The organism is Serratia sp. LACPHL-BACT-2024-00286 (assembly GCF_043109535.1).
Taxonomy (GTDB): Bacteria; Pseudomonadota; Gammaproteobacteria; order Enterobacterales; family Enterobacteriaceae; genus Serratia; species Serratia sarumanii.
Genome location: NZ_JBICNA010000004.1, coordinates 524,959 through 550,964 on the forward strand (window position 1 = coordinate 524,959; position 26,006 = coordinate 550,964).

A 26,006-nucleotide genomic window follows, 5' to 3' on the forward strand; every position below is an offset into this window, starting at 1 on the left:
CCATTGGTTTTACTTTTCCGCGCCACCCGGTCAAAATTGGCGCCATAACGAAAAAAAACGAAACTGTTCAACTATTAGCCGGGAAAAACCGTTGCTGCGGCTCACGCGCGCGCAACGGAGGGCAAGCAATACCGCCGCATTGACGGCTTTAACCAACGAACCGGGATAATACCCGACAAAGGACCCTGCATGTTTCTCGCGATAGCATTATTAATCGTTGGTTTATTTCTACTGGTGTATGGTGCAGACCGCTTAGTTTATGGTGCTGCCGTGATTTCCCGCTCGCTCGGCGTCCCGCCGTTGATCATCGGCATGACCATCGTCGGCATCGGCACTTCGCTGCCGGAGCTGATCGTGTCCACCACCGCCGCGCTGAACGGGCAGATAGATATGGCCGTTGGCAACGTATTAGGGTCCAACATCACCAACATCTTATTGATCCTGGGTGTGGCGGCGCTGATTCACCCGCTGGCCGCGCGTTCCGAGATACTGCGGCGCGAACTGCCGTTGATGTTAGCGGTCACAGTATTGTGCGGTTTCGTGTTGATGGACGGCACCCTGAGCAGGCTGGACGGCGTGCTGCTGCTGGCCGCCGCCGCCGGCTTCATCCTGCTGATGCTGAAAATCGCCCGGCTGGCGCAGCGCGAGGGCAGCGACAGCCTGACCATGGAGCAGATCGCCGAGCTCCCGCAGGACAGCAGCAACACCGTGGCGGTGCTGTGGCTGGTGCTGGCGTTTATCATTCTGCCGCTCTCTTCCAGAATGGTGGTCGATAACGCGACGGTGATTGCGCACTATTTCGGCCTGAGCGAACTGGTGGTCGGCTTGACCATTATCGCCATCGGCACCAGCTTGCCCGAATTGGCCACCTCCATCGCCGGGGCGCTGAAGGGCGAGGATGATATGGCGATTGGAAATATCATCGGCTCCAATATTTTCAACACGGTGATCGTGCTGGGCGTCCCCGCTCTGCTGTCGCCGGGCAGCGTAGACGCCGCCGCCTTCCAGCGCGATTACTGGGTGATGCTGGCGGCCAGCGTGCTGCTGAGCGTACTGTGCATCGGCCGCAAGCATCGCATCGGCCACCTGGCGGGCGCGCTGTTATTATGCGGCTTTATTGCGTATCTTGCGGTGCTGTTCTTTAACCCTTTCAGTACTTTCGGCTAAACCGACGGGAATGAGTATGTCGAACATTGAGTTGCAACCGGGCTTCGATTTTCAGCAGGCCGGCAAAGAAGTGCTTCAGATAGAGCGTGAAGGGCTGGCTCAGCTCGACAGCTACATCAACGCAGACTTCACCCGCGCCTGCGAAACGATCGCCGCCTGCGGCGGCAAAGTGGTGGTGATGGGCATGGGCAAATCCGGCCATATCGGCTGCAAGATCGCCGCGACCTTCGCCAGCACCGGCACCCCCTCATTCTTCGTTCACCCGGCGGAGGCCAGCCATGGCGATTTGGGCATGGTCACCCCGCAGGACATCGTGCTCGCCATCTCCAACTCCGGCGAGTCCAGCGAAATCCTGGCGCTGATCCCGGTATTGAAACGCCAACAGATCACCCTCATCTGTATGACCAATAATCCGGAAAGCTCGATGGGCAAGGCGGCGGATATCCACCTGTGCATCAAGGTGCCGCAGGAAGCCTGCCCGCTGGGGCTGGCGCCGACCACCAGCACCACCGCCACGCTGGTGATGGGCGATGCGCTGGCCGTCGCGCTGCTGAAAGCGCGCGGTTTCACGCAGGAAGACTTCGCGCTGTCGCATCCGGGCGGCGCACTCGGCCGCAAACTGCTGCTGCGGGTTAGCGATATCATGCACAGCGGCGACGAAATGCCCCACGTCAGCGCCGACGCCTCGTTGCGCGACGCGCTGCTGGAAATTACCCGCAAAAATCTGGGCCTGACGGTGATTTGCGACGATCTGATGAAAATCGCCGGCATCTTCACCGACGGCGACCTGCGCCGGGTATTCGACATGGGCATCAACCTGCACGAGGCGAAGATCGCCGACGTCATGACGCCGGGCGGCATACGGGTGCGCCCCAACATCCTGGCGGTCGATGCATTGAACCTGATGCAACAACGCCACATCACCGCGCTGCTGGTTGCCGATGGCGACCAGTTGCTGGGTGTGGTACATATGCATGACATGCTGCGCGCCGGCGTCGTTTAATTGAGGAATAGAACGGAATGGGTATGGTAGAAACCTGCTACGGGCCGGTAGAACAAGAGGTTATGGCGCGTGCCGGGAACATCCGCCTGTTGATTTGCGACGTTGACGGCGTGCTGTCGGACGGCCTGATCTTCATGGGCAACAACGGTGAAGAACTGAAGGCGTTCAACGTGCGCGACGGCTACGGCATCCGCTGCTTGAAAACCTCGGACATCGAGGTGGCGATCATCACCGGACGCTCCGCCAAGCTGCTGGAAGACCGCGCGCAGACGCTCGGTATCACCCATCTGTATCAGGGGCAGTCCGATAAGCTTTTGGCCTTCCGCGAACTGTTGGATAAACTGTCGTTAACGGCGGATCAGGTCGCCTATATCGGCGATGACCTGATCGACTGGCCGGTGATGGCGCAGGTCGGCCTGGCGGTCGCGGTGGCGGACGCCCACCCGCTGCTGACGCCGCGCGCCCACTACGTCACCCGCATTGCCGGCGGCCGCGGCGCGGTGCGCGAACTGTGCGACATCATTCTTTTGGCTCAAAATAAGCTGGAGGACGCCAAAGGGCTGTCGATATGAGTAAAACCAAACTGTGGATCACCATCCTGTTGACGGTGATCGTTCTGGCGCTGATCGGCTGGAACATGACGGATTTTAGCGACGACACGGCCCCTGGCCCGGTCAACGATAAGGATCCGACCTACCAGAGCCAGCACACGGTCACCGTGGTGTACAACCCGGCCGGCAAGCTGAATTACAAACTGGTGGCGGAAGACGCGAAGTATTACACCGCCGGCGAGCTGAGCTGGTTCACCCAGCCGGTAATGACGCTGTTCGATGAGAATGCGGTGGCCACCTGGTCAGTTCGCGCCGATCGCGCCAAACTGACTAAAGACCGGATGCTGTATCTGTATGGTCACGTCGAGGTAAACAGCCTGACCACCACCTCGCAGCTGGAAAAAATTAAGACGGACAACGCTCAGGTAAACCTGGTCACCCAGGACGTCACCTCCGATGACGAAGTCACGCTTTACGGGACCAATTTTACCTCTAACGGCATGAAAATGCGTGGGAACCTGCGGACCAAAACCGCTGAGCTGATTGATAAGGTTAAGACCAACTATGAAATTCAGAACCAAAAACCAACTCCGTAACCTGTTGCTCGGCAGCTTAGTTTTGGCCGCCAGCGCCCCCGCTCTGGCGCTGAAATCCGACTCCAGCCAGCCGGTCAGCATCGACTCGCTCAAGCAGTCGTTGGACATGCAGAGCAACGTCAGTACCTTCACCGACAACGTGGTGATCAAGCAAGGCACCATCGATATTCGCGCCGACAAGGTGGTGGTCACCCGCCCGGGCGGAGATCAGAATAAGACCTATATTGAAGCGTTCGGCAACCCGGTAACCTTCTACCAGATGCAGGACAGCGGCAAGCCGGTCAAAGGCCACGCGCAGAAAGTGCGTTACGACGTGGCGACCCAGCTGGTGACCCTGACGGGCAACGCCTATCTGGAGCAGCTCGACAGCAACGTGAAAGGCGATCGCATCACCTATCTGGTGCAACAGCAGCAAATGCAGGCGTTTAGCGACAAAGGCAAACGCGTGACAACGGTTCTGGTACCGTCGCAGTTGCAAGACAAAAACGAGCAGAAAAAGAGTAACTAATCACTTATGGCAACACTCATCGCAGAAAACCTGGCGAAAGCCTACAAGGGCCGTAAAGTTGTCGAAGACGTCAGCCTGAAAGTGAAATCCGGCGAGATCGTCGGCCTGCTCGGGCCGAACGGCGCCGGTAAAACCACCACCTTCTACATGGTGGTCGGCATCGTGCCGCGCGACGCCGGGCGCATCGTGATCGACGAAGAAGACATCAGCCTGCTGCCGCTGCACGCCCGCGCGCGCCGCGGTATCGGTTACCTGCCGCAGGAAGCGTCGATCTTCCGTCGCCTGAGCGTGTACGACAACCTGATGGCGGTGCTGGAGATTCGCCCCGACCTCACCAGCGAACAGCGTGAAGACCGCGCCAAGGAGCTGATGGAAGAGTTCCATATCTCCCATCTGCGCGACAGCCTCGGCCAGGCGCTGTCCGGCGGTGAGCGTCGCCGCGTCGAAATCGCCCGCGCGCTGGCGGCCAACCCGAAATTCATACTGCTGGACGAACCCTTCGCCGGGGTGGATCCGATTTCCGTTATCGATATCAAGAAAATTATCGAGCACCTGCGTGACAGCGGCCTGGGCGTGCTGATCACCGACCACAACGTGCGCGAGACGCTGGACGTGTGTGAACGCGCCTACATCGTCAGCCAGGGCAAACTGATTGCCCACGGCACGCCGGATGCTATTCTGGCCGACGAGCAGGTTAAACGCGTTTATCTGGGCGAAGAGTTCCGCCTCTAAGCGCCGGCGCGCCCTGTGGGGCGACACCGTTAACGGAAGTAGACAGAAAACTATGAAGCAAGGTTTGCAACTCAGGCTCAGCCAACAGCTGGCCATGACTCCTCAGCTCCAGCAGGCGATCCGCCTGCTGCAGTTGTCCACGCTTGAGCTTCAGCAAGAGATCCAGCTGGCGCTGGAGAGCAATCCGCTGCTTGAACAGACCGATCTGCACGACGAAATCGACGCCAAAGAAACCCAGGAGACCGAGGGGCTCGATACCCGCGAGGCGCTGGAACAGAAAGACATGCCGGAAGAGCTGCCGCTGGACGCCACCTGGGATGAGATCTACACCGCCGGCACGCCGTCCGGCACCGGCACCGACTACAGCGACGACGAACTGCCGGTCTATCAGGGCGAGACCACCCAAACGCTGCAGGATTACCTGATGTGGCAGGTGGATCTGACGCCGTTCTCCGATACCGACGCCGCCATCGCCACCTCCATCGTCGACGCGGTGGACGACACCGGCTATCTCACCGTGCCGCTGGAAGACATTCTGGAAAGCCTGGGCGACGAGAACGTGACCCTCGAGGAAGTCGAGGCGGTATTGAAGCGCGTGCAGCGTTTCGATCCGATCGGCGTCGCCGCGCGCGATCTGCGCGATTGCCTGCTGGTGCAGCTCTCCCAATACGCCAAAGACACCCCTTACCTGGCCGAAGCGCGGCTGATCATCAGCGACCATCTGGATCTGTTGGCCAACCACGACTTTCGCAGCCTGATGCGATCAACCCGGCTAAAAGAAGATACACTGAAAGAAGCGATGCTGCTGATTCAGTCGCTCGATCCGCGCCCGGGGCAGTCGATCAATACCGGCGAGTCGGAATACGTGATCCCGGACGTGCTGGTGCGCAAGACGCAGAACAAATGGACGGTCGAGCTCAACGGCGACAGCGTGCCGCGTTTGAAGATCAATCAGCAGTACGCCGCGCTGGGCAACAGCGCCCGCAGCGAAGCCGACGGCCAGTTTATCCGCAGCAACCTGCAGGAAGCCAAGTGGCTGATTAAAAGCCTGGAAAGCCGCAACGAGACGCTGCTGAAGGTCACCCGCTGCATCGTCAGCCAACAGCAGGCGTTCTTCGAGCAAGGCGAAGAGTTTATGAAACCCATGGTGCTGGCGGATATCGCCCAGGCCGTGGAGATGCATGAATCGACGATCTCGCGCGTCACCACGCAGAAGTTTTTGCACAGCCCGCGCGGCATTTTCGAATTGAAATATTTCTTCTCCAGCCACGTGAATACCGACAGCGGCGGCGAAGCCTCCTCGACGGCGATCCGCGCGTTGGTGAAGAAATTGATTGCGGCGGAAAACCCCGCCAAGCCACTCAGCGACAGCAAGCTGGCCACCCTGCTCGCCGATCAGGGGATCATCGTGGCGCGGCGCACCGTCGCCAAGTACCGAGAGTCTTTGTCCATCCCGCCGTCGAACCAGCGTAAACAGTTGGTTTGACCTCTATTGAGAAGGAAGACACTATGCAGCTCAACATTACCGGACACCACATCGAAATCACCGATCCGTTGCGCGAGTTCGTGAACAACAAGTTCGCCAAACTCGAACAGTATTTTGATCGCATCAATCAGGTGTATGTTGTATTAAGTGTGGAAAAAGTGCAGCAAATTGCGGAAGCAACGGTGCACGTGAATGGAGGCGAGTTGCACGCCACCTCGGAAGACGAGAATATGTATGCCGCAATTGACACGCTGATCGACAAATTGGCACGTCAATTGAACAAACATAAAGACAAATTGAAGCAACACTGACACCCTAACCCACTCCATGAGCCGGCATCCGTCGCCGCCTCGCCGTTCGGCGCGTGACCCGCATGGGTGACGCGCCGAACGGTAATCAGGGTTAAAACCGACGAAAAACCGCCTTGCCGGGTGCGCCCGGCGGCGCGGTTTTAAGTGAAGATGAGATGAACAACGAATATATGCAATTAAGCTCGGTGTTAAACATCGAGTGCACCAAAAGCTCGGTACACTGCACCAGCAAGAAGCGGGCTTTGGAAATTATCAGCGAACTGGCCGCCAAACAGCTCAATCTGCCTTCGCAGGTGGTGTTTGACGCGGTTCTCACCCGGGAGCGCATGGGCAGCACCGGTATCGGCAACGGTATCGCCATTCCCCACGGCAAACTGGAAGAGGACACACTGCGGGCCGTTGGCGTGTTTATCCGTCTCGACCAACCCATCGCTTTCGACGCTATCGACAACCAGCCGGTCGACCTGCTGTTCGCGCTGCTGGTGCCTGCCGATCAGTGCAAAACCCATTTGCATACCCTGTCGCTGGTCGCCAAACGCCTGGCCGACAAAACCGTATGCCGCCGCCTGCGCGCCGCGCAAAGCGACGAAGAACTTTACCAAATCATCACCGAGTGATGCCCGGCCGGCGTGACTTCCAGTCCGGATAACGTTACTGTTTCACGATGATGGATCCGGCCTCGGCCGGAATAACAAAGTTTCCACCGGTGGCGATGAACGCCGCCGCGATGCCAGGGGAGTTGCCACATGGTGCTGATGATTGTCAGCGGCCGTTCCGGTTCCGGAAAATCCGTCGCCTTGCGGGCGCTGGAAGACATGGGTTTTTACTGCGTTGACAACCTGCCGGTGGTGCTGCTGCCGCAGCTCGCCAATACGCTGGCGGAACGCAATATCTCCGCGGCGGTCAGCATCGACGTGCGCAACATGCCGGAATCGCCGGAAGTGTTCGAATACGCGATGACTCAGCTGCCGGACAGCTTCTCGCCGCAGCTGCTGTTCCTCGACGCCGATCGCAACACGCTGATCCGCCGTTACAGCGACACCCGCCGCCTGCACCCGCTCTCCAGCAAAAACCTGTCGCTGGAAAGCGCCATCGACGAAGAGAGCGATCTGCTCGAACCGCTGCGCTCGCGGGCTGACCTGATTATCGACACCTCGGAAATGTCGGTGCACGAGCTGGCCGAAATGCTGCGCACCCGCCTGCTGGGCAAGCGTGAGCGCGAGCTGACCATGGTGTTCGAATCCTTCGGCTTCAAGCACGGCATCCCGATCGACGCCGACTACGTGTTCGACGTGCGCTTCCTGCCGAACCCGCACTGGGATCCGAAGCTGCGGCCGATGACCGGTCTGGATAAGCCGGTCGCGTCGTTCCTCGATCGCCATACCGAAGTGCACAACTTCATCTACCAGACCCGCAGCTACCTGGAGCAATGGCTGCCGATGCTGGAAACCAACAACCGCAGCTACCTGACGGTCGCCATCGGCTGTACCGGCGGCAAGCACCGCTCGGTGTACGTGGCGGAACAGCTGGCCGATTACTTCCGCTCGCGCGGCAAGAACGTGCAGTCGCGCCACCGCACGCTGGAAAAGCGCAAACAATGACGGTCAAACAGACGGTTGAAATCAAAAACAAGCTGGGCATGCACGCGCGCCCGGCGATGAAACTGTTCGAGCTGGTGCAAAGCTTCGACGCCGAAGTGATGCTGCGCAACGAAAGCGGCACCGAAGCCGAGGCCAGCAGCGTCATCGCGCTGCTGATGCTGGACTCCGCCCAGGGCCGGCATATCGAAGTCGAAGCGACCGGCCCCGACGAAGTCAACGCGCTGGAGGCGGTGGTCGAGCTGTTCAACTCCGGATTTGATGAAGATTAGCCGCTGAAGCCCTCCCGCGAATGCGTCGCACCGACGCGTTCGTTCTCTTTGCCTTCTCTCCCTGACACGATCTCCCGCTTTTCACTTTGCGTATCCGCTTCCAAAGTCAGCCGTAACCGCCTGTAAATGCGAAGTATTGATTTACCCGCACGGCGCTAACCGCAATAGTATGCAACGACAAAAACGGGCTGCGGCCGGGTATTCCCCTCTCACTGTGAGCGGGGATGATAAGTTTACAATTTGTGAACACCTAAGACAGTCGCTATAATGTTCACCAGGCAGGAATCGAGGGAGCGATGCATATCATTTCCAGGGAGCCGTTCAATAACGCAACCAAGCAATACCCTAATGAAGCCGCTGCTCTCGAGGCCATTTATAAAGCGTTGCGACGCGGCGAGTTCCGCACGCCGGACGAGTTAAAAGCGCTTTTTCCTTCGCTCGATCGTATGAAATACAAAGAGAAATGGTGGGTCATTGACGTCGGCGGCAACCACCTGCGGATTTTGTTCTTCGCCAGCTTCGAGACACAGAAAGTCTTCATAAAGCATATCGTTAGCCACGCCGAGTACGACAAGCTGATGCAGCACTATCGAAGGAGTTCATCATGATTACAGATGCCATTAAGGCCGCCGATGCGCTGCTGCGCGCCGTGCCCTTATTGCAGGGCAGCAGCTCTCAGCAAGACTACCGGGAAGCGCTCGAATTGGTGGAATATTTGCTGGAAAACGATGAACACCATCCGCTGATTGACATGCTGGCAAAAAAAATCGCCGAATATGAAGATAACAGCGCCGAATTTACCGCATTCAACCAGCGTATCGCCCAACTCCCGCAAGGAGTGGCCGCGCTTCGCGTATTGATGGAACAACACCAACTTAGCCAAAGTGATTTTGAACATGAGATCGGTAAAAAGTCGTTGGTCAGCCAAATCCTGAGTGGCAAAAGATCGCTGACCATTCCGCACATTATGGCGCTGGCCAAACGCTTCAATCTGCCCCCGGCCCTCTTCCTGCCGGAAGCGGATTAGCCACTCAGCTCCGGCTCAGGCAGTCCAGCGCCACCGCTTTAAAGCTGTCGAAGCTGTCGCTGCTCAGCAGGCGGCTCATTGAGCGTTCACGCACGAAGGTGACAAACAGCTCGTAGATCGCCATCGCCTCTTCATAGTCGCTCTTGCTGATCGCCAGCAGGAAAATCACGTGCGCGACCTCGCCTTCTCCCCAGGCGACGCCCTGCGGCGCCAGCAGCGTCACCACCACGGTTTTTTTGGCCAGCAGCCCCAGCGAGTGCGGCAGCGCGATGCCCTCGCCCAGCAAGGTGGAGACGATCGCCTCGCGTTCGACCACCGACGGATAAAAGTCCGCGCCGACGTACCCTTCCCGCTCCAGCTGGCCGCACACTCGGCTGAACAGTTCCGCCTGCGTCAGCGGCTCGTTGAGCACCATGAAATGCTGGGCGTCGAAAAACTTCTCCAGCATGTACGGTCGGGTGCGATCCACCAGCACCAGCTTGCCCAGCTGCTCCAGCTGGTAATCGGTTGGGAACGGCGACATCACCACCACCGGCTTGTTCTTTTCGCCGATGCGGGCGTTGGAAATCACGAAGTCTTCGTCGATATGCGCAAGCATCTCGTAATCGCGCAGCGAGACGATACGCGTCATCACCAACTGCGGATACTTACGCGCAATCTGCGCCTGGATCATGCGCACCGTCGAGTTGCCGGTATCGCACACCAGCATCACCTGCGGGTGGCGTTCATAACCGATGTTGTAATGCCGCTCCAGCCCCACGCCGATGTGCAGCACCAGGTAGCCTATCTCATTCTCGCTCAGGGTATAGGGGGTGTATTTGCCCCAGCTGGAAACCGCCGCCAGCGTCACGTCGTAAGCCATCGGATAGTGCTGCTTGATGTTGGCCAACAGCGGATTGGGGATATTGATCTGGTATTTCACCCGCGTAATCATGGTCTTGATATGGGTGAGCAGATCGGCCCGCAGCTGCTCGTCGCCCTGCAGGTTGTAGTTATAGTGTGCGTTGATATAGGACAGGATGTAGTCCACCAGCGCTTCTTCATCGTCGGCGTTGATCTCGGTCGGCTGCACGTCCTGCACGCGCCGCGCGGCGATATTGACCCGCAGATAGGCCTCTTCGGCCATCGAGATCTCTTTGCCGGAGGCCGAACGCAGTTCCGCCGCCAGGCGGGTCGATACCTGGCGCACCGCGTCGTCGCCGTCTTCCACCTCGAAGTCCGGCAGCGGATAGCCGTCGTTGATGCGCCGCAGCGCCACCGCGCAGTAGAAGATCAGGTACTGCTCGCCCTCGTCGGTCAGGCGAATGGCGTATTGCGACAGCAGCGGGTGCAGCAATCCGGCAAACGCCGCTACCTGCGGCTGCAGCAGGATCTCGTTGTTGAGCAGCGGGTTCTCGGCGTCGGCCAGCTGCAGTTGGAACAGCAGATCGGTCAGGCAGGCGCGGATCGCCATCTCCGTGCCGAACAGCTTCATGCCGTAACGCGGCTTGGTTTCAATCGTCAATTGATAGTGCGCCAGACGCTCTCTCACCTCAGCCATGTCGTTTTGCAACGTACCGCGGCTGACGAACCACTCGTCGGCCAGATCTTCCAGTTTAAGGGAGAAGGCTGAGGTCAAAAAACGCACCAGCAGATAATGCACACGCTCCTGCGCGCTGCGCGGGGTGGCATGCTTGCGGCGCTCCTGATGCTGCAGGGCGCTGAACAGCGCGGCGTTATCGACCTGCAGGCGATAGCCGGCCCCGCGGTTATGCACGAAACGCGCGCCGTATTTGTCCAGAATCTCGTTCAGCGCGGTGATGTCCGCCCGCACCGTGCGGGTGGACACGGCGAAACGCTTCGCCAGCTCATCCTGCGGCAAAGTCTCGGTTTGCAAAGCATCGAACAAGTAAGCCAAACGCGGGTAAGGAAATCGCACCATTCTGTGTCCGTCAATCAGGCGACCCGCCCGGCGAACCGGGCGGGCCACGGGTTACTTCGGCGGCGGCAGAAACGCCATTTGCGAGGGGCTGCCGATCGGTAGATAACCGCCCACAAAGCTGAGTTTGCCGTCCGTCGGGTTTACGCTGAAGCGGGTAACGTTATCGCTGCGCTGGTTCAGCGCATACAGATAGCGGCCATCCGGGCTCAGCGCCAGCGAACGCGGATAATCGCCGCGCGTCCAGGTTTCCGCCACCGGTTTCAACTCACCGCCGGCGCCCACGCTGAACTGGGCAATGCTGTTATGCAGCCGGTTGGCGACGTACAGCGTGTCGCCGTTCTTGCTGAGCGCCAGCCCCGAAGCGAAGCTGGTGCCCTGATAGTCGGCGGGCAGCGCGGAAACCGCATGCAGTTGTTTCAGAGTACCTTTTTGGCGATCAAAACGGTAGCTGGTCAACGTCGAGGCCTCTTCGTTCACCAGCAGCACGGTTTCGCCGTCCGGATGGAACACAAAGTGACGCGGACCCGCGCCGGCGGAAGAGGCGGCGATCCACGGCGGATCGTTCGGCGTCAGCCGGCCGCTCACGGCGTCAAAGCGCCAATGGTAGATGCGATCCAACCCCAGATCGGTGGAGAACACGAACTTGCCGCTCGGATCGCTGGCGATCATATGGGCATGTGGGCCATTGTGATCGCTGATGGCGAAGCTGCCGTTCACCGCCGCCGCCGGTTTGGCCGCGCCCGCCGGGCCCTGCTGTTGCTGCACCGAGCTGGCGGCGCCCAGGCTGCCGTCCGCTTCGATCGGGAAAGCCGCCACGCTGCCGCTGACGTAGTTGGCCACCAGCAGATGGCGCCCGTCCGGTGTCGATGAGAGATACACCGGCCCCGCTCCCTGCGAATCCACCTGGTTGAGCTGCGTCAGGCCGCCGTCGGCCGGATTGACCCGGTAAGCGGTGATGCCGCCGCGCTTGCCGCCGTTGAAATCGGCCACTTCGCTGGCGACATACAGCGTCTTGCCATCGGCGCCCAGCGTCAGCTGCGCCGGATTCGGCACTTTGCTGACCAGCGTAGTGTGGCTCAGCGCGCCGCTGGCCGGATCGACCTGCACCCGGTAAACGCCTTCGCCGTTGGGATTGTAGGTGCCGATATAGGCGAAATGAGATGACGTGGAATTCATTGCATCCTCAGCATGCAGCGCCGGGCCGGTCACGGCCAGCAGCGCCAGGAACAACGCGGTGCGTCGGGTTGGAGCCTGCCAGTTTCGCATAGTTATCCTCAGACCTGAGTATAGGTAACGGCGCGGCATGCCGCGCCAGGGGAAAACCTTCGCCTCCCAGCCTTTACCTCATCCCATTGCGCGTTCAGCCCACCAGCGTTTTAGTCATCGCCAGCAGGGTTTTCACGTCCTGCGGGCGCGTGTCGCCGCTGGCGGCGTCGATGATCGAACTGTAGATATGCGGGATCACGCGTTTCACGCCGGCCGCCAGCGCGATCTCGACGATCGGCTCGTAGTTCTCCAGATCGATGCCGCCGGTCGGCTCCAGCATAAAGTCATGCTCGGCGCAGGCCTTGGCTACGTACTGATATTCGTCCTTGCACTTCAGGCCGCCCATCGGGAAATACTTGATGGAGCTGCCGCCCATGTCTTTCAGCAGGGCGATGGCAGTTTCCACCGGCACGATGCCGTCCGGCGCCGCGGCGCTCAATGGGCCGGTAGAGATCTTCACCCAACCGACGCGGCCGGTTGGCGACACCAGGCCGTTGACCACGCTGTCGTTCTGGCCCAGCAGCGCGCGGCTGGCGCCAACGCCGGTAAACACCTGGTTGACGTGCTGCGGCTGCACCTGCTGAGCGATCAGGCTGACCATCGCCGACTGCTTCGGATCGCCGGCGCCCAGGCCGACCGAGAGCGCGTTTTCGATCAGGCGCGCATAGCGCAGCATGTCGGTCACCGCGCTGTCGACGTCCGGGTAGTTCTTGGAGAGCACGCCCACCAGCACATGGCCTTCCGCCGCGGCGTAGATGTCCTGCGCGTTGGCTTTGGAGCCGGCCAGCACGTTCAGGCAGACGCGGTCACGATAGTAGTTAGGCTGCAGCTTCATGCTTGTTTCTCCGTAAACAGGTTTTTGATACAGGTAAAGACGGTCATCAGCTGTTGCTCATCGACGCTGCGCACGTCGACCTCAATCTTGCCCTCGTTGGCCTTGTAGCCGCGGAAGTAGATGGCGATGTCGCCGGTTTTCAGCGCCTGGACGATGTCATAGGTCGACCGCCCCAGCACCGCCTCGTCGAAGGCGATCTCGGCGCGGGCGATATCGCGGCCGGCGCTGTCCCAGACGGTTCTGGCGCTGACGCCGGTCAGGGTGTTGAGGCTGTCGAGGAACGGCGTCATCCGCGCCACCATCTGTTGCCCGGTGGTTTTCTCAAGCGTCAGATAGCTTTCGATCGCCTGCGTCAGGCCGAGGATGCCCTCTTTGCCGACCTTCATCGCCCGGCCGATGCCGCCGGACTGCAGCTTCACCCACTCGACGTACTGTTTCTTGCCGATAACCAAGCCGCTGGTCGGCCCCTCGATGGCTTTGGCGCCGCTGTAGATCACCAGATCGGCTCCCATCTGGTAGTAACACATCAGATCTTCTTCCGCCGCGGCGTCGACGATCAGCGGCAGGTTATGCTTGCGCGCCACCACCGCCGCCTGTTCGACGGACAGAATGCTTTTCTGCACGCAGTGGTGCGATTTGACGTACAGGATCGCCGCCGTCTGCGGCGTGATGCAGGCTTCAATCTGCTCCGGCGAACATTCGTTGGCGTAGCCCGCTTCCACCACCTTGCCGCCGCCCAGCGCCACCATGGTGTCCACCGGCGCGCCGAAGTTGACGTTGTGGCCGCGCGGCAACACGATCTCACGCGGCACGGCGATCGGCGCCGAGTGCAGGTTCACCAACAGATTGGCGTTATCTTTGACGATCACCGCCGCCACCGACTGGGCGATGCCCGCCGAGGCGCAGGAAACGATCACCGCGTCCTCCACGTTGAGCAGATCGGCGATGTAGGCGCCGGTCTTGTTGACCAGATCCTTGATTTCGAAATAGTGATTCAGGCCGTAGTCAACGGCGTCGATCACATCCTGGCGCGGCGTGGAAACGCCGAGAATGGTCATGCGGCCGGAGGTGTTGATCACCTGCTTCAAACCGTATTTTTCATAAATCGAAGACATCGCTTGCCTCCCCTTGTTCGGTTAATAGGATTTCCCCGGCCACCACCGCGGCCAGCGGCACCAACAGCTGGTCGCCCTCGGCGGTTTGCCCTTCGGCATCGGCGAACACCTGCGGTTCGCGGCGCAGTTCAAACAGCGTGAAATCGGCGTCATAGCCCGGCTCCAGCCGCCCTTTGCCGCTGAGCTGCAGCGCCGACGCGGCGTTCTCCGTCACGCAGGCGATCACCTGCGGCAGCGTCAGGCCGACGCTGAAAAATTTGGACATCACCGTCGCCAGGCTGTGCACCGGCCCGTTCATGCGGTTGCGGCAGTAAATATCGGAGCTGATGGTGTGCGGCAAAATGCCCAGCTTGATCGCCTGGCGCGCCACCTCGAAGCTGAAGCTGGCGGTGCCGTGCCCCACGTCGAGCAACACGCCGCGCCGCAGCGCGCGCTGGATCGACTCGCGCAGCGTGCCCGCCGGCGTCAGAATGCGGTTCGGTTTGCCGTTGTAGCAGTGGGTGATGATGTCGCCACGGGTCAGCAGATCGGCGATCTCGTCCAGATTCGGCGGGTTGTTGCCGATATGCACCATCAGCGGCAGCTGGCGGTTTTCCCGCTGGATCTCTTTGGCCAACACCAGCGGCCGGGTACCGTTCTTGCCCACCACGCTGCTGCTCATGCGCGCCTTGATGCCGATAATGAAACCGGGGTGGTTGGCGATGGCCTGGCCGGCCTCGCGCTTGTCGATGTCCGTCAACTCCGCCAGCTCGTTCTGCCGCAGCAGGCCGATGCGCGAGATGTTGAGGAAGGCGAACACGTTGGTTTTGGCGCTGCGCGTCAGCTGATAAAAGGCGTCGATATCGTCGGCGCCAGTGCTGCCGGCATCGACCACGCTGGTGACGCCGCTGGCGACGCCGACCCGATCCGGCTCGTCATGGTAAATCGGCGAGTCGGGATAGCAGTGTACGTGCGCATCGATCCAACCGGCGCTCAGGCGGCAGTTGCCCGCCAGATCCAGTTGGCGAACGGCGCTGACGTCCGCCGCCAGCCGCCCCACCGAGGCGATTTTGCCGTCTTTCACCGCCAGATCGATCAGCGTGTCGTCCGCCAGTCTGGCGCCTCTGATTACTAAGTCATACATACCGCATTGCTCCTGTTAGCCCGGGCGCCGCCGCATCGGGCGGCGCCTGGCGCAGGCCTCTCAAGAAATGGCTACCGGGAAGATCGCCCCCAGGATCATCGCGCCGAGGATCGCTCCGCCGGTGATCGGTTTACCCCAGATATAGAACAGCAGCGCGCCGAGCAGCGAACCGATGCCGATCGGGATCGAGGCGGTCATCGCCGACAGGATGATCAACGGCCCGAGGAAACGGCCCGACGAGTTGCCCGCGCCCATCATCACGTCCGCCCCGTAGGTGGAGTTGCTCTGATTGATGGTGAATTTGCGCGCCAGGATGATCACGTAACCGATCGCCAGGCCGATGACCAGGCCGGTCACTAGCGAAGCGGCGAAGTTGGCGACCGGGAACACGATGCCGGCTCCCAGCAGCAGCGCCGGCACGCCCAGCCCGACGCCGGTCTGGATCGCGCCGCCGATGTCCAGGATGCCCACCAGCGAGCCTTCGATGATGCGCGCGAACAGGAAGCTGGCGCCGAACGCCGCCACCGCGCCGTATACGCCGGTATCCATCCCCGCCCGCAGCATGGAAACGAACGCCACTTCGTTAAAGGCGCCGATGCCGTACAGGTAATACATGTGCGTCCCGGCGAACACGCCGGAGGACAGCAGGCCAACAAAAATCGGGAATGACCAGTCGGCGTACCAGAAGCCTTTTTGGGTTTGCTCTTCCATCATCCCGCTCCTTATTTACCGCTCAGGGTGTTGTGAATGGCGTCCAGCCAGCCCGGCACGCCGAGGCTGAAGGACTCGAGAACTTTCATGTCGAAGCCGCGGAAGAAGCCGCTCAGCACGAACAGCAGCACGATCACCGCCATCATGATCTTGGTGATCTTGTTCCAGCCGCTCTCTTCCACGCCTTTGCCGATCAGAATGCCCAGCACCAGGCCCGGCACGGCGTTGCCCATGATCAGCTGCGCCAGGCCGCCGAAGATGGTGCCCCAGAAGCCGGAACGGCGCCCGGCGTCGATCGCCGCCAGCCAGAAGATCACTGGCATCACGGTGTTCACCAGCAGGTTGGCCGCCGGCACCAGCACCTTGATCGCGGTGACCTGCAGCGCGGCCGGCACGGCGGAAGCGGTGGTATTGAGGAAGGCCACCACCAGCATGCCGATGATGCCGCAGGCGATGGCCATTTTTTTCGGATCGTGCAGCGTTTGCGCCAGATTGCGGTTCTTGACCATCAGGGCCGCCGCGCCCCAGTGCGGGATGATGCGGTGGTCGACGTCCTGCGTGAAGGAACCCGCCGCCACGGAAGACGCCCAGGCGTTGAAGAAGAAGCCCAGACCGAATGAGAAGTGGGAAGCCGGATCGCCCTCGCAGGAATTCAGCTCGCCCAGGGTGCGAAACGCCCCCATGCCCTGTGTTGTCGGCGCGTGGAACATGCGTGCGGCGCCGGCCCCTACGCCGACCCCCACCAGCCCACCGATAATAATCGATTTAAATAAGATGATTAAAAACATCAGTATACCCTTTCATTTATGCTAACGTTTTTATTTCGTGACGAAGACAACCTTCTCGGTATTGATAATGGTTACGCTCACGGTTATTTCCAGAGAAACGGCATAGCTCTTTCTTTCACGCGGCAAAAAGAAGAAAAGAAATTTCTCTTTAGTTATTTTCTCTTCCGCTCTCACGACGCTGACGTCCTGCGGCTCGATACGCAGCAGAATATTGTTGGTGGACTTTAATACCGCACCCTGCACATTAGCCAAGGCGGAAGCAAAAGCTTTCGCTTTGCTGTCGCCTTTACCCTCCACCTTTACCGATGTGGTATATTGCTCTTTCATTATGGATTGCCATGTTTTTTGATATAGGCTTCCACCAATTTCTGGCCCAACTCTTCTTTATCCATAAAGCCGAAGCCCAGCACGTTGCAGCCTTCGTTAATTGCCGTCACGCCCTCTTCTACCGAACGCATGCCGTATTTGGCTTTGTAGCCGTGTTTGGTTTGCGCGGTAATCGCGCCGGCGCCGCCGCTGCCGCAAAAAGAGATGCCCAGCTGCGCGTTTTCCGCTTTCATGACGTCACCCAGCTTCATATCCGCCGCCACGCCGGGGATAACCACCGCTTTTCCGCCTGCGTTTTCAACGCCCTGGCCGACTTTTTGCCCTTTACCCAAACGATCGCCGATCACTACGGTAATTTGACCCATGGTATATTCTCCTGATTGAAATCGATGCGTTAACCGCTATGCGTTATTATCTTTCGCCACTTCGAAGTGCACTGACAATAAATAGGCTTCTTCGATAGGCAATGTGCCAAACTGATTCACCACGCGCTCCGCCATTTGCATGGATTCGGCGGAGATTTCGTCGAACAACGATTTATCCACCTCCGGCAACGGCTCGCCGGTTATTGAACGCAGCACCATGGCGCGAATATGCGATTCCAGCATCTGTTGCTGCACCGCATTGGTATAAATATTTTCAGCATTCAGCATCGCGGCAATATCCGCCAACACCCGAGCGGTGATCTCACCGGCTGCGCTGACATCGGATTGTTCAATTTCTTTTATCGAAGCAGATCCATCATTCACTTTTCAGTACCCCTAGATCCCACATTAATCAGTAAGCCGTAAAGCGCATCACCTGAATAACCCGCTTTCTGTGATGTCTTTACCCTACCCCCGGTAGGATTTTCTGTGTAGACCGGTTTTTTCCAGTTCGAAGTGGAAATCGCATGACGCGCGGGGATCCATTTCGCAAAACGGCGCTGCGGTGAAAAAGTTAATGAGATAACAAATAGATAACCGGGCTAACCGTTTCTTTCGCCACAATTGACGATAAAAGCCTTCGTGATCGGGATCTCTTTCTTTTCTCGTCCCAACCGCCTACTATCAATGGGACAAATCGACATTACCCACACCCCCGCTCCTCTGGCGCGGGGGTGTTGCTTTGTGTTGTTTTTCCGAATTTATGGGTGCACAGACTGGCACCCTTTGATTTGACTGGAGAGTGGAATGACCAAACCCATCATTACTATTAATGAGCTGGATGCGGAACGCCTGGATGCGCTATTGGAACAACCGGCCTTTGCCAACACCGACGTCGCCGCCGCGCTGAACGACGAGTTGGATCGCGCGGAAATCCTGCCGCCGGAAAAAATGCCGGCCAACGTGGTGACCATGAACAGCCGCGTGCGTTTTCGCGATCTGCACACCGATGAAGAGCACGTGCGCACGCTGGTTTACCCGGCATCGCTGAAAGACAGCCACGATCAGCTGTCGGTGATGGCGCCGCTGGGCGCAGCGCTGCTCGGCATGCACGTCGGCAAGCAGATTTCCTGGCAATTGCCGAACGGTGAAGAAGCGCGGATTGAAGTGCTGGAATTGCTGTACCAGCCGGAAGCGGCGGGCGAATACCACCGTTAAGCGGTTCTCAGGGCGGCATCCGGCCGCCCTTTCTGTTTCAGACGCAGATAGCGATCAGCACGGCGATCAGCAGCAGCACGTAGATTTTGGCATGCAGCGCATCGCTCACCTTAGGCAAACAGCGCCTGGCAAATACGATCCCCGCAATTCCCGCGGCCACCAGCAACCCCAGAATGTTCAGATTGACGTAGCCCAGATACTGCGGCCCGCTCATCTCGCGCCACCCCAACACGATATACATCAGCGCGCCGATCACCGCCACCGGGATCGACAGCGGGTTGGCGGCGCTGACGCAATACTTCATGTCGTAGCCATGGCGGCGCAGCAGCGGCACCGTCATCACGCTGCCGCCCACCCCCAGCAGGGTGGCGATGCCGCCGATCAGCGGCCCGCCGCCCCACAGCGTGGCGGGGGAAAGTTCGGCGCGCGCCGGTTTGATCAGGAAGCCCCGGCGGAACAGACAGTCGGCGATGGTCACCGCCATATAGGCCACGAACAGCCCGCGGATCACGCCGTCCGCCAGCAGCGAGGAGGCGAACGCGCCCAGCGCCGCGCCGATGCCGATGAAAAAGATCAGCGGCACGATGGTTTCGCGCAGCAGGTTGCCGCTGCGCCAGTTGGTCAGCGTGGCGTAACTCGCGTTGAGGATCATCACCGCCGTCGAGGTCGCCACCGCGATATGCATCGCCTGGCCGGGCTGCTCGCCCGACGCGGAGATCAGGTGATAGACGAAAGGCACCACCACAAAGCCGCCGCCGAAGCCGAACAGAATGGTGGTGATGCCGGTCAGAAAACCGGCACCCAGTACAATCAAGGTTTCAATCATGGCCGTGCGCCCGCACGAAGTCGTCGAACCCGGCGCAGAACTGCCCCGCCAGCGGGTGGAAACGATCGCCGACGAACAACCCCAGATACTGCTCGCGCACGGCGTCATGGTCCACCAGCTCAATGCCCGCCTGTTCCGCCTGCGCCAGCGTCTGCGCGTCCGGGAAGCCCCAATAGCGCGAATCGCCCTGCTTTTCCGCCGCTATCGCTTCGCTGTGCTCCGCCCGCATCAGCTGACGCGCCAGGAAGGAGCCACTCTGCACGCCCAACAGCATCATGTTTTCCAGGAACGACAGATCGTGACGCAGCTCGGCGGGCAGGCGGGCGATAACCGGGCCGGCATCCCAGTGCTCATCCATTTCATGCAGCGTTACCGCACAGTCCCTGTCACCGTTCATCAACGCGCGGAACAGCGTCATCACCCCGCGATAACGCGGCAAGTCCCCCGGATGCAGGTTCCACAGCAGCTTGCCACGTCGGCTGAAGGCGCGCACATAGTCGGCGGAGAATTTCTGATAACAGCGCAGGGAGATCACCCCATCCATATGCCCCAGGCTGCTGATAAACGCGGCGTCATTGATGTCGAGAACGCGATGCGCTTTGACCCCGGCGGCGGCCAGGAACAGGGCCGGCGGCTGATAGGCCCCCTCGCAGGCGGCGGCGTTGCGGCCAACGAACGGGAACACGAAATCGTTCAGCACTTCGCGCTCATACAGCCCCAGGCGGCGAACCGCCGGCTCCTGCGTGCGCCCGGCGCTTTTCGCCAGGGGGAAATACACCGTAAAGGCACACTCGCCCTTCAGGGTGGCGATCAGATCCTGACACACCAGCCAGGAGAAAATGTCGTTGCCGACAAAGAGCGCTACGTTTTTCATGCTTCAGCCTTCTTTGCGTTGAAAATAGGGTTGTTGAACACGATCTTGCTGATATCTCGCGTGATGGACTCCATCGCCGAGGTGTAAAAAAGATCGCCCTTGGCAGGCGCGCCGAGCGAGTAGAGATGCTGCTCGCGGCCGCGCCGGTCGGCGATTTTCAGCGTGTGCGGGTTGCACTTCACGCCGCCGAACAGGTTCTCTTGCACCAGCCCGTCTTGCAGCAGTTGCTGGCTCAGCCGGTTGGGCGGCAGTTGATAGGACGGCGTGGTGCAGTTGAACAGATACTGCGCATGCACCCGCGCCTCATGGCAACGAAGGATAAACCCGTCCGTTCCCTTGCTGATATCCGCCAGGCCGCCACAGGCGCGCAGGCGTTGGCTCTCCAGCGCCGCTACGATCTTGTTGGCGTTCTTGATCGGCATGGCGTGCCGATTGCGCATCCAGGAGGAGTTGTAAAAGCGCATGAAGACCTGCCGGTTGTTGGCATCCATCTTGACCCAGGCGGCGCACACCGCCGGGTGGATCGCCGCCAGATAGCTGCAGATATGCTCCCGGGCAAAACGCGCGCGATCGAGGCTTTCCGCCAGATCGCGGTAACAATCGCGCCTTTCCCCCAGCGCCGAGAGCACCGTCAACCGCTCCGGCCCCGGATAGTGGCGCGCCAGCGCGGCGTTGATCGCATGCACCAGCTGGTGCGCGTCAATGAAATCGCGGCCGGCGACAAAGCGCCGCACCCCCTCCACAAACGCCTCCGGCGGCGGACGCATCAGCGCCGGCTGCACGCTGGGGAACAGGCCCGAGCGCGACAGGGCGCAGATGTCGGTCGCCCCCAGACGCTCCATCAGCTCAACGATGGCGTCAATCGCCGTCAGGCTGCAGCCGATCACGCCGATGCTCGAATAAGGGTTGATCGGCGGCAGATCCTGGTGGGCCTGATAAGCGATCACCCCATCCACCGGATAGAGACATTCCGGCGGGTTGTGCCCCGAACATAGCACCAGCGCGTTCATCTGTTCGGCACCGCCACAGGTGGTGGTCAGCCGGTAGCCGGCCTCCAGCGGCGCGATGGTATTCACTTCGGCGGTCATGAAATTCAGCGCTACGTTGCTGTCCGCCGCCATATAAATCGTCATGTCGCGAATAAAATCGAGATATTCCCGATACAGCCAGCGCGGCGGATAACGATCCTGGCAAAATTGCGGGAAATGCATGGCGATCCAATCGACGAAGTGCGCATCGTCGAAAATATCCGCCGACATATTTTCCGGCGTCATATTTAATATATGGCTGTCAAAATCGCTGCTGTATGCCATACCGCCCTTGAAGCCCTGCTTGTCGAACACCGTCAGGGAAAGCGGCCTTTTGCAATGATTAACCGACTTATTTTTTATAAAGTTATACGCAAAAGCGATCCCGGCGGCTCCGCCGCCAACCACACCGAACTTATACATGAAATATCACCTTATAGTCATTGAACTGCGCTAAGAACTATTGCTTCAGGTGTTGGAATAAAAAGACGCTTTATTCCTTATTAACTTCTTGTATTGCGAGAACGAAAATCTTCGTCCCACCCCGGTGTGAAAACTTGCACGGGCTATATGGCCGATAAAATAGCGGCGCCCCGAACAAGCGTTATTTTTCTGCTCCGATAGTAGGGCGACGGCCGTTGGCTTGCTTTATATGAAGGGCCAACTATCATTGCATTTCGGCCAATCTGCCCGCCAAAGGGAACACATGCGCAACGTCCGCATTGATGACATCGACCACGTAACGCGCGCGGTGATCGCCATCGGCACCGATTATCCGCCGGGGCACCTGCTGCCGATGCACAGCCACCGGCGCGCGCAGTTGTTGTACGGCGCCACCGGCGTCATGCACGTTTTCACGCAGCAAGGCAATTGGGTCGTCCCGCCGCAGCACGCGGTGTGGCTGCCGCCGCAGATGCCGCACGCGGTGAGGATGGTCGGCGTCACCACCCGCAGCCTGTACCTCGAACCCGGCGCGTTGCCCGCCGAACGGCCGCAGGTCTGTCAGGTGGTCAGCGTCACTCCGCTGATGCGCCAGCTGTTGATGGCCGCGGTGGATATGCCGCTGGAGTATGCACAAGAGGGGCGCGACGGAGCGCTGGCGACGCTGCTGCTGCATGAGCTGGCTCGGCTGCAGCCCTTGCCCCTGCACATTCCGCTGCCCGCCGATCCCCGGCTGGGCGAGCTGTGCCGCGCCTTTTTGCAACACCCCGACGCCCACGACTCCGCGCAGCGGTGGGCCCCTCGTCTGTACATGAGCATTCGCACCTTCAGCCGCTTCTTTCGCGCGCAGACCGGCCTGCCGTTTTCGCAATGGCGCCAGCGCGCCTGCGTGGTGCTGGCGTTGGCGCTGCTGGCCGAAGGGCGCAGCGTAACGCAGGTGGCGATGGAGATGGGATATGACAGCAGCGCGGCGTTTTCAACGATGTTTCGCCGCGTGCTGGGGCAGGCGCCCTCCTCCTATCTGACGGAAGACGGGCGCGACGGTTGACGGGTTAGCGGAATTTCTTGTGGTTGGCGTCGCGGGTTTGCTTGAAGCCCTGCGCCAGCTGCTTCGCTTCGGCGACTTTGCCCTGGTTAGCCAGCGCCAGCGCCTGATCGATCTGGCCGATCAGGGTATCCAACCCGCTGCGGAAATCTTTCATCTCCGGGCTGTCGGCGGCTTTGTCTTCCAGCTTCGGCGGGGTGCCCTGTTTGGCGTCCTGCGCGGCGGCGCGCATGTTTTGCAGGCTCTGTTTGAGGGTGGCGGCGGAATCGGTATTCAGCACCGTTTTGTAGTTTTCCGCCAGGGTGTCCATATCGTCGCCCAAATCGGCGGCGACCGCCAGCGAGCTGGCTGCCAGCAGCGTCAACGCCGCCAGCGCTTTCAGGGTATTCTGCATGTTTGCTCACCTTCCAGTTATTGTTTTAATTAACCCACCGTTACCATAGGCAAGGCCGGGCAAAACCGAAACCGGAGATTTGTAAGCAAGGTTGAGACGGGATAACGCGCGACCGGCGGGCGCCGGCCGCGCAGAGGATCACTGACCGGCGATCTTCATTTCCGGCAGCAGCACCGAACCGCACTGGATATTGCTGCGGGTTTCGATATCGCTGCCGACGCTGACGATGTTGCGCAGCATGTCTTTCAGGTTGCCGGCGATGGTGATCTCGCTGACCGGATATTGGATCTCGCCGTTTTCCACCCAGAAACCGGCGGCGCCGCGCGAGTAATCGCCGGTGACGCCGCTGACGCCCTGGCCCATCAGCTCGGTGACCACCAGGCCGGTGCCAAGCTGTTTCAGCATGCCGGCGAAGTCGGCGCCCTGCCCGGCAATGCGCCAGTTATGGATGCCGCCGGCATGGCCGGTGCTGTGCAGGCCCAGCTTGCGCGCCGAGTAGCTGGTCATCAGCCAGGTTTGCAGCACGCCGTCCTTGACGATATCGCGCCGCTGGGTGCGCACGCCCTCGCTGTCGAACGGCGTCGACGCCAGCCCTTTCAGCAGGTGCGGATGCTCTTCGACGGTCAGCCACGCCGGCAGGATCTGCTTGCCGAGCGAGTCCAGCAGGAAGGTCGATTTGCGGTAAACGCTGCTGCCGCTGATGGCGCCCACCAGATGACCGAACAGCCCGGTGGCCACCTCGGAGGCGAACAGCACCGGCGCCTTCATGGTCGACAGTTTGCGCGGCGCGAGACGCGCCAGCGTGCGGCGGGCGCACTCCTGCCCCACCCACTCGGGGCTTTGCAGATCGCCCATCGCACGGCCGATGGTGTAAGCGTAATCCCGCTCCATATCGCCGTCCTGCTCAGCAATGACGCAGCTGGACAGCGAGTGGCGGCTGGAACAGTAGCTTTGCAGCATGCCGTGGCTGTTGCCGAACACCTTGATGCCGTAGTGGCTGTTGAAGCTGCCGCCTTCGGTGTTGGTGATGCGCTTATCCGCCGCCAGCGAAGCCTGCTCGGCGCGCGCCGCCAGCTCGATGCCGCGCTCGGCGTCCAGCTCGATCGGGTGGAACAGATCGAGATCCGGCGCCTCGAACGCCAGCAGATCTTTCTCCGCCGGGCCGGCGCAAGGATCCTCAGAGGTGTAGCGCGCGATATCCAGCGCCGCCTGTACGGTGCGGGCGATGGCGTCCGGGCTGAGATCGGTGGAAGAGGCGCTGCCTTTGCGCTGGCGGTGATACACGGTGATGCCCAGCGCGCCATCGCTGTTGAACTCGACGTTTTCCACCTCGCCGAAGCGGGTGCTGACGCTGATGCCGGTCGATTTGGTGACCGCGACTTCCGCCGCGTCGGAACCGGCGCGGGCCAGCTCCAGCGCCTGAGAGACGGCCTGTTCCAGCGCCTTGCGCTGTTCTGCAACTTGAGTGACTACTTTCATCAATCTGCCATAATTAATCAGAAAATCGTTGAGAAAAGTGCCGGAGCGGCGTAGTTGTGCACGCGGAGCGGCGCGCAAAAATCCTGAGATCTCTGCCGTTGAGTCTAACAGGAACCGCATTGAATTTCGCATAAAGCCGAACGGCAAAGCCGGGATAACATGCAAAAGCCGTGCATCACTCGACGATCAGTTTTACCGACTTGCCAATATTCGCCATCATGTTGACCAACGCATCCAGCGTGAACTTCTCGGTTTTCTGATTCACCACGTCGGACACGCGCGGCCGGGAAGTGTGCAGATAACGCGCCGCCTCCTCCTGGCGATAACCTTCTTCCTCAATCCACGCGCTGATCTCACCCATCAGCTGTTTTTTCAGTGCGATAAGCTGCGCAATTTCCGCATTGGACTGCGCTTGCAATTGCCGAGCCTCGTCGGCGGAAAATCCCAGATCCACAAACACATTGCCGCCTGCGGGCGTAACGTGGCGCGAATCGCTATCAATCGGCTTGGTCATGACCTTTACTCCGCTCATTAATGACCGCGTCATAACGCGCTTTGATTATCTGAATATCGTGGCGGCTGGTTTTCTCCGCCTTCTTCTGAAAGCTGTGCAAGACATAGATCGCTTCGCTGAACTTTGCCACATAGACCACCCTGAATGCCCCACCGATGGCATATAAACGGATTTCGATAACGCCGCTTCCGCAGTTGGCCATCGGTTTCCAATTACCGGGTTCCAGACCTCTTTGCACTTTACTCAGTTCAAATCCTGCCGCTTTTCGCGCATCGATTGGGAAGGCCAGCAAATCCTCTAGCGATGAGCCACGCCAATCAATGGCTTTCTCGATGCCATCATCCATGAATACCACCTCCTTTTGTATAAAATTTTATACAGACAGGGTGATAAAAACAACCGTGCAAATTCCCAAGACGGGCAGCCAGGCGCGATAATCCCCCAACGTGGCAGCTATACTCAGTTTGCTCAAGGCACGCAATTGG

At 59.9% G+C, this 26,006-nt stretch carries 32 protein-coding genes; 15 read left to right on the forward strand and 17 right to left on the reverse strand.

The window, feature by feature from the left end; all coding sequences use genetic code 11:
- The first annotated feature begins 189 nt into the window (after positions 1–189).
- From ACF8MC_RS15165 to ACF8MC_RS15225, 13 genes are all read left to right on the forward strand, one after another.
- Positions 190–1,167, forward strand: a complete 978-nt coding sequence (locus ACF8MC_RS15165; RefSeq protein ID WP_025160120.1) for a calcium/sodium antiporter — start codon at positions 190–192, stop codon at positions 1,165–1,167.
- 16 nt (positions 1,168–1,183) lie between these two features.
- Complete coding sequence (gene kdsD / locus ACF8MC_RS15170) at positions 1,184–2,170, forward strand: arabinose-5-phosphate isomerase KdsD (protein ID WP_164105324.1); 987 nt, start codon at positions 1,184–1,186, stop codon at positions 2,168–2,170.
- A 17-nt stretch (positions 2,171–2,187) separates the two neighbouring features.
- Positions 2,188–2,742, forward strand: coding sequence for a 3-deoxy-manno-octulosonate-8-phosphatase KdsC (gene kdsC, locus ACF8MC_RS15175; RefSeq protein ID WP_021505108.1), 555 nt, complete (start codon positions 2,188–2,190; stop codon positions 2,740–2,742).
- Entirely contained in the window at positions 2,739–3,317 is a 579-nt protein-coding gene (gene lptC, locus ACF8MC_RS15180) for an LPS export ABC transporter periplasmic protein LptC (RefSeq protein WP_063988600.1), read from the forward strand. Before kdsC ends, lptC begins: the two co-directional genes overlap by 4 nt.
- Positions 3,286–3,825 carry a lipopolysaccharide ABC transporter substrate-binding protein LptA gene (lptA, locus tag ACF8MC_RS15185; protein ID WP_004937045.1) on the forward strand — a complete coding sequence of 180 codons (540 nt, stop codon included), beginning with the start codon at positions 3,286–3,288 and terminating at the stop codon, positions 3,823–3,825. The genes lptC and lptA overlap by 32 nt, the downstream gene beginning before the upstream one ends.
- Positions 3,826–3,831: 6 nt before the next feature.
- Positions 3,832–4,557, forward strand: a complete 726-nt coding sequence (gene lptB, locus ACF8MC_RS15190) for an LPS export ABC transporter ATP-binding protein (RefSeq protein WP_004937040.1) — start codon at positions 3,832–3,834, stop codon at positions 4,555–4,557.
- 52 nt (positions 4,558–4,609) lie between these two features.
- Positions 4,610–6,043, forward strand: a complete 1,434-nt coding sequence (gene rpoN / locus ACF8MC_RS15195) for an RNA polymerase factor sigma-54 (RefSeq protein ID WP_033648997.1) — start codon at positions 4,610–4,612, stop codon at positions 6,041–6,043.
- A gap of 23 nt (positions 6,044–6,066) precedes the next feature.
- Positions 6,067–6,354 (forward strand): ribosome hibernation promoting factor, encoded by a 288-nt coding sequence (gene hpf, locus ACF8MC_RS15200; RefSeq protein ID WP_004937038.1) that lies wholly within the window; start codon positions 6,067–6,069, stop codon positions 6,352–6,354.
- Between the two features lie 155 nt (positions 6,355–6,509).
- Positions 6,510–6,971, forward strand: a complete 462-nt coding sequence (ptsN, locus tag ACF8MC_RS15205) for a PTS IIA-like nitrogen regulatory protein PtsN (RefSeq protein ID WP_016930212.1) — start codon at positions 6,510–6,512, stop codon at positions 6,969–6,971.
- 129 nt (positions 6,972–7,100) lie between these two features.
- Positions 7,101–7,955: an RNase adapter RapZ gene (gene rapZ / locus ACF8MC_RS15210; RefSeq protein WP_015379177.1), complete on the forward strand. Its 855-nt coding sequence runs from the start codon at positions 7,101–7,103 to the stop codon at positions 7,953–7,955.
- Positions 7,952–8,224, forward strand: coding sequence for a PTS phosphocarrier protein NPr (gene npr, locus ACF8MC_RS15215; protein ID WP_033648996.1), 273 nt, complete (start codon positions 7,952–7,954; stop codon positions 8,222–8,224). The genes rapZ and npr overlap by 4 nt, the downstream gene beginning before the upstream one ends.
- 296 nt (positions 8,225–8,520) lie before the next feature.
- Positions 8,521–8,832, forward strand: coding sequence for a type II toxin-antitoxin system HigB family toxin (locus ACF8MC_RS15220; protein ID WP_033636137.1), 312 nt, complete (start codon positions 8,521–8,523; stop codon positions 8,830–8,832).
- Positions 8,829–9,251, forward strand: a complete 423-nt coding sequence (locus tag ACF8MC_RS15225; RefSeq protein WP_033636138.1) for a type II toxin-antitoxin system HigA family antitoxin — start codon at positions 8,829–8,831, stop codon at positions 9,249–9,251. The genes ACF8MC_RS15220 and ACF8MC_RS15225 overlap by 4 nt, the downstream gene beginning before the upstream one ends.
- Positions 9,252–9,255: 4 nt before the next feature.
- Here the strand turns inward: ACF8MC_RS15225 and ACF8MC_RS15230 are convergent, their stop codons facing one another.
- From ACF8MC_RS15230 to ACF8MC_RS15275, 10 genes are all read right to left on the reverse strand, one after another.
- Complete coding sequence (locus ACF8MC_RS15230; RefSeq protein ID WP_164105326.1) at positions 9,256–11,172, reverse strand: transcription antiterminator; 1,917 nt, start codon at positions 11,170–11,172, stop codon at positions 9,256–9,258.
- A gap of 51 nt (positions 11,173–11,223) precedes the next feature.
- Positions 11,224–12,438 (reverse strand): lactonase family protein, encoded by a 1,215-nt coding sequence (locus ACF8MC_RS15235; RefSeq protein WP_164105328.1) that lies wholly within the window; start codon positions 12,436–12,438, stop codon positions 11,224–11,226.
- A gap of 94 nt (positions 12,439–12,532) precedes the next feature.
- Positions 12,533–13,273 carry a KDGP aldolase family protein gene (locus tag ACF8MC_RS15240; protein WP_060429148.1) on the reverse strand — a complete coding sequence of 247 codons (741 nt, stop codon included), beginning with the start codon at positions 13,271–13,273 and terminating at the stop codon, positions 12,533–12,535.
- The gene (locus ACF8MC_RS15245) at positions 13,270–14,388 is read right to left on the reverse strand and encodes a DgaE family pyridoxal phosphate-dependent ammonia lyase (RefSeq protein ID WP_033636145.1); all 1,119 of its coding nucleotides are present in this window, start codon (positions 14,386–14,388) and stop codon (positions 13,270–13,272) included. The genes ACF8MC_RS15240 and ACF8MC_RS15245 overlap by 4 nt, the downstream gene beginning before the upstream one ends.
- On the reverse strand, positions 14,372–15,511 hold the full coding sequence (locus ACF8MC_RS15250; RefSeq protein WP_164105330.1) for an amidohydrolase/deacetylase family metallohydrolase: 1,140 nt from the start codon (positions 15,509–15,511) through the stop codon (positions 14,372–14,374). Before ACF8MC_RS15250 ends, ACF8MC_RS15245 begins: the two co-directional genes overlap by 17 nt.
- A gap of 60 nt (positions 15,512–15,571) precedes the next feature.
- The gene (locus ACF8MC_RS15255) at positions 15,572–16,222 is read right to left on the reverse strand and encodes a DUF4310 family protein (RefSeq protein ID WP_033636148.1); all 651 of its coding nucleotides are present in this window, start codon (positions 16,220–16,222) and stop codon (positions 15,572–15,574) included.
- A gap of 11 nt (positions 16,223–16,233) precedes the next feature.
- Positions 16,234–17,010, reverse strand: coding sequence for a DUF4311 domain-containing protein (locus tag ACF8MC_RS15260; RefSeq protein WP_004937006.1), 777 nt, complete (start codon positions 17,008–17,010; stop codon positions 16,234–16,236).
- A 30-nt stretch (positions 17,011–17,040) separates the two neighbouring features.
- Entirely contained in the window at positions 17,041–17,337 is a 297-nt protein-coding gene (locus ACF8MC_RS15265; protein ID WP_041036832.1) for a DUF4312 family protein, read from the reverse strand.
- On the reverse strand, positions 17,337–17,702 hold the full coding sequence (locus tag ACF8MC_RS15270) for a glycine-rich SFCGS family protein (protein ID WP_033636151.1): 366 nt from the start codon (positions 17,700–17,702) through the stop codon (positions 17,337–17,339). The genes ACF8MC_RS15265 and ACF8MC_RS15270 overlap by 1 nt, the downstream gene beginning before the upstream one ends.
- 36 nt (positions 17,703–17,738) lie before the next feature.
- Positions 17,739–18,065: a glycine dehydrogenase gene (locus ACF8MC_RS15275; protein ID WP_089185451.1), complete on the reverse strand. Its 327-nt coding sequence runs from the start codon at positions 18,063–18,065 to the stop codon at positions 17,739–17,741.
- Between the two features lie 444 nt (positions 18,066–18,509).
- Here ACF8MC_RS15275 and rnk point away from each other — a divergent pair, with 444 nt between their 5' ends.
- Positions 18,510–18,920, forward strand: a complete 411-nt coding sequence (gene rnk / locus ACF8MC_RS15280) for a nucleoside diphosphate kinase regulator (protein WP_004936993.1) — start codon at positions 18,510–18,512, stop codon at positions 18,918–18,920.
- Between the two features lie 37 nt (positions 18,921–18,957).
- On the opposite strand, the gene ACF8MC_RS15285 is transcribed toward rnk, so the two are convergent.
- From ACF8MC_RS15285 to ACF8MC_RS15295, 3 genes are read right to left on the reverse strand one after another with little or no spacing between them, the layout of a single operon-like run.
- The gene (locus tag ACF8MC_RS15285; RefSeq protein WP_049212952.1) at positions 18,958–19,746 is read right to left on the reverse strand and encodes a sulfite exporter TauE/SafE family protein; all 789 of its coding nucleotides are present in this window, start codon (positions 19,744–19,746) and stop codon (positions 18,958–18,960) included.
- Positions 19,739–20,620 carry a formyltransferase family protein gene (locus tag ACF8MC_RS15290; protein ID WP_033648989.1) on the reverse strand — a complete coding sequence of 294 codons (882 nt, stop codon included), beginning with the start codon at positions 20,618–20,620 and terminating at the stop codon, positions 19,739–19,741. Before ACF8MC_RS15290 ends, ACF8MC_RS15285 begins: the two co-directional genes overlap by 8 nt.
- Positions 20,617–22,071: an FAD/NAD(P)-binding protein gene (locus tag ACF8MC_RS15295; RefSeq protein ID WP_049196172.1), complete on the reverse strand. Its 1,455-nt coding sequence runs from the start codon at positions 22,069–22,071 to the stop codon at positions 20,617–20,619. The genes ACF8MC_RS15290 and ACF8MC_RS15295 overlap by 4 nt, the downstream gene beginning before the upstream one ends.
- A 283-nt stretch (positions 22,072–22,354) precedes the next feature.
- Here ACF8MC_RS15295 and ACF8MC_RS15300 point away from each other — a divergent pair, with 283 nt between their 5' ends.
- Complete coding sequence (locus tag ACF8MC_RS15300) at positions 22,355–23,137, forward strand: helix-turn-helix domain-containing protein (RefSeq protein WP_041036839.1); 783 nt, start codon at positions 22,355–22,357, stop codon at positions 23,135–23,137.
- Positions 23,138–23,141: 4 nt separating this feature from the next.
- On the opposite strand, the gene cybC is transcribed toward ACF8MC_RS15300, so the two are convergent.
- The 4 genes from cybC to ACF8MC_RS15320 all read right to left on the reverse strand — a co-directional run bounded on the left by cybC (position 23,142) and on the right by ACF8MC_RS15320 (position 25,867).
- Positions 23,142–23,528, reverse strand: coding sequence for a cytochrome b562 (gene cybC / locus ACF8MC_RS15305; RefSeq protein WP_015379185.1), 387 nt, complete (start codon positions 23,526–23,528; stop codon positions 23,142–23,144).
- A 138-nt stretch (positions 23,529–23,666) separates the two neighbouring features.
- Positions 23,667–25,007: a metalloprotease PmbA gene (gene pmbA, locus ACF8MC_RS15310; protein ID WP_033648986.1), complete on the reverse strand. Its 1,341-nt coding sequence runs from the start codon at positions 25,005–25,007 to the stop codon at positions 23,667–23,669.
- 175 nt (positions 25,008–25,182) lie between these two features.
- On the reverse strand, positions 25,183–25,521 hold the full coding sequence (locus ACF8MC_RS15315) for a helix-turn-helix domain-containing protein (protein WP_074026961.1): 339 nt from the start codon (positions 25,519–25,521) through the stop codon (positions 25,183–25,185).
- Positions 25,505–25,867 (reverse strand): type II toxin-antitoxin system RelE/ParE family toxin, encoded by a 363-nt coding sequence (locus ACF8MC_RS15320; RefSeq protein ID WP_033648984.1) that lies wholly within the window; start codon positions 25,865–25,867, stop codon positions 25,505–25,507. Before ACF8MC_RS15320 ends, ACF8MC_RS15315 begins: the two co-directional genes overlap by 17 nt.
- Positions 25,868–26,006: the final 139 nt, after the last annotated feature.